Origin of the sequence: uncultured Olegusella sp., from assembly GCF_947253395.1 — a bacterium.
GTDB lineage: Bacteria > Actinomycetota > Coriobacteriia > Coriobacteriales > Atopobiaceae > Olegusella.
Map to the genome: position 1 here is coordinate 1 of NZ_CAMXYY010000168.1, position 2,550 is coordinate 2,550.

General features: G+C 43.5%; 1 protein-coding gene. It reads right to left on the minus strand.

Annotated elements, in window-relative coordinates:
- Positions 1-2,156, minus strand: a 2,156-nt coding sequence (locus tag Q0X25_RS08435) for a TonB-dependent receptor domain-containing protein (protein ID WP_298581235.1), incomplete at its 3' end; no start/stop codon positions are given.
- Positions 2,157-2,550: the final 394 nt, after the last annotated feature.

A 2,550-nucleotide genomic window follows, 5' to 3' on the forward strand; every position in this document is an offset into this window, starting at 1 on the left:
CCCACGTAGGGATAGGGCTTGTCATTCTGGATAGTGCCTGGCCAATACATGACAGGAACTCCGTCGGTATAGGTGGTATGATAGTAAGCACCATTGACCTCTATGTCTGACTTTATTGCAGTTAGGGTGGGAATATGTATTCTGTATTCCAATCCTTTTTTGATAACTTTTGCGCTATTTTTTGGCATTCGGTTAGATAAAAAAGAGTGCATGGTTCGAGAGAGGAAGTCTTCGCGCGAGGGTTTTGTGCTAACGGGATGTTTTAATTGATAATAATAGGTGTAGACCACTGGCTCGTATAGCGTGAAGTACCTGATGCCATCGCTCATCTCTTCATGAAACGCTGTCATGTTTATTTCCCATCCATGCCAAGAAAAATCGTAGCCTACTTCCCACTTTTTGTTTTTGTTTTCATGCAGATACGGATTGGAAGGGTCTGCTATATGCGTATCAAGTATGAGGCGTCGTTTACTCTCTTCGTTGAAGTAGGCGTTCATAACCATCAAATCATGGTATATCTTATCAGGATATAGATAGTCGGCAGAGGGAAGCTTGTTTTCGACTCCATATCCTATGCGAAACGTGTTTTGCGTGTAATAAGATCCTGTTATGGTATAAGCCAATTGTATGCGAGGCTCTAACAACGGTTTGCCGTGCAAGTCATAATGTTGTGGAAGATTGAGCATCATAGTCTCTCTAACACCTATGCGCATGTTAACCTCGTTGCGTCGTGCCTGAAAACGCAAGGTCATCTCCGCGAACGCAGCCTGATTGACTAATGCAGGGATGTCGCTGTTCTTGCGCGGACGTATAAAACTGCTTGTCGGAAATGGAGGACGTTGAAGGTTCATAATCGTTCCGTCTCCTAAGTTTTTAGTATAATTCAGAGAGAATCCAAGTAATAGGTTGTAGTTTAGGTATTTGTTCCACTTACCAAATTTTTGTCCACAAAGTTGTGAGAAAGCATTGATGGGACGATTGATAATTTCATAATATGTGTCATAGGTGGATGGCAGGAAAATACCATCGTGCTCACCTTCGCCATGTGACTGTGGCATGGGAGTGACAGAATAGTTGACAACATGCTTGTGATGTTCCAATTTGTTGTTGGTATAGTCAGCTGACGTCACCAGTTCTATATAATCAATCCAAGGTAGTTCGAGAGTTATCTTCAGTTTGGCGGAGAAGTCTAGGCGTTGGTATAAAGTGTTATACTTCTCCTGATAAGCCTTAATCAATGCATCTGTTTTGCTGTTGTTGAATGATGCCACGCAGCCTCCGCGCATGTTTAAGTCTATGGTTTTGCCCCACCACTGACGTTTGTTGTTATAATTGAGTTGTGTTGTTATGCGGTTGTACGCTCCACGTGTGTCGGCAATATCTGCAGCAGACTGCACAATATCTGCACCGATATATAGTGTTCCCAACTGCTCCGACATCAAAAAGCCCTTTCCAGCATATGCCAGCTTATTTAAAGGGTCAAACTTAGCTCTTATCCTTAATGGGCTTTTGCCTTGCTTCAAATCTATTTTGATAGCTCCAGAGCTAAGGTTGCCTTCTTTGGCCGACGATATTCCTCGTATTACCGTGATGCGTTCGATATGGTCTGTGGATATGGTTCGCAGGTCTATCCCCGTGTTGACAGCCACATTTCCGTTGGGGTCAGCCATTGATGATCCAGTCAGTCCGCTCAGCTGTATACGCATTCCATCATTTTGTATGGGCACTCCATTTATAGAAACGCCCATTCCAAAAGCCGTGGCAAGGTCTGTACCCACCTGTCTAGAGCTGATAAGTCCGTTGCGTTGAATGTTATTGCTGCCTATCTTTCCTCCTGGCAACAATTCAAAAACATCATTCAAAGACGTGGGTTGTATGTATTCTAAGGCTTCTTGATTGATTGTGGCCTCGCTTCCAATTTTGCTATTATATTTGGCGGTGACTGTAAAGTCGCTTAGTGTGACACTTTGCTCGAGCATCGCAACATTCATAGACGTGGTGCCAGCCTTGACGCTTATCTCTTGTGTGGCGTAGCCCATGCATGAAATCCTGAGTCGGTAATCACCGCTAAAGGCGTGGCGAAAGACATACTGCCCCTGTACGTCAGCTATAACGCCCTTGCCAATATCTATAGCATAGACGCTGGCAAAACTCACGGGCTCCATGGTCTTGGCATCGTATATTTTGCCTTGTAGGATGTTTTGTGCGAGTGAAACAGACGCGAGACTTAACTGAAACACAAGGAAAAGAAACAATTTAAAACGCATAAAGATTGGAAGCAATATATAAAAACGACACTAAGAGGCATGCGTAATGCCCCTTAGTGTCGGCGTTTAAGTGCAGCTTATAATGGATTACACAGTCTATCAAAAGTTTATTTTTTGATATAGTTTTTCTGCCCATTGGGTATAACAACAAAGTCGTCAGAGCTGTTGTTGGTATCTTGCAGATAACCCTTTTCGGCCGTTTTGCGTTGTACAAACAGACCTTTGAAACCGCCCATCATGCCTGGTGTGTCGTCAATCAATATGGTACCGCGATCAATATTAT